General features: G+C 54.2%; 1 rRNA gene. It reads left to right on the top strand.

Annotation, left to right across the window (positions count from 1 at the left end):
- A 16S ribosomal RNA gene (locus ACTHSL_RS14230) occupies positions 1-236 on the top strand; the annotation flags it as partial.

Below are 236 nucleotides of genomic sequence, written 5' to 3'. Positions count from 1 at the left end.
CCTACGGGCGGCAGCACGGGAGCAATCCTGGTGGCGAGTGGCGAACGGGTGAGTAATATATCGGAACGTACCTTTCAGTGGGGGATAACGTAGCGAAAGTTACGCTAATACCGCATATTCTGTGAGCAGGAAAGCAGGGGATCGCAAGACCTTGCGCTGATTGAGCGGCCGATATCAGATTAGCTAGTTGGTGAGGTAAAGGCTCACCAAGGCGACGATCTGTAGCGGGTCTGAGA

The sequence above is a fragment of the Neisseria sp. P0008.S010 genome, from assembly GCF_051962715.1.
In the GTDB taxonomy this organism is placed as follows: domain Bacteria; phylum Pseudomonadota; class Gammaproteobacteria; order Burkholderiales; family Neisseriaceae; genus Neisseria; species Neisseria elongata.
The sequence above is the reverse complement of the archived record's forward strand: the minus strand, read 5'-3'. Positions and strand labels throughout refer to the sequence as shown.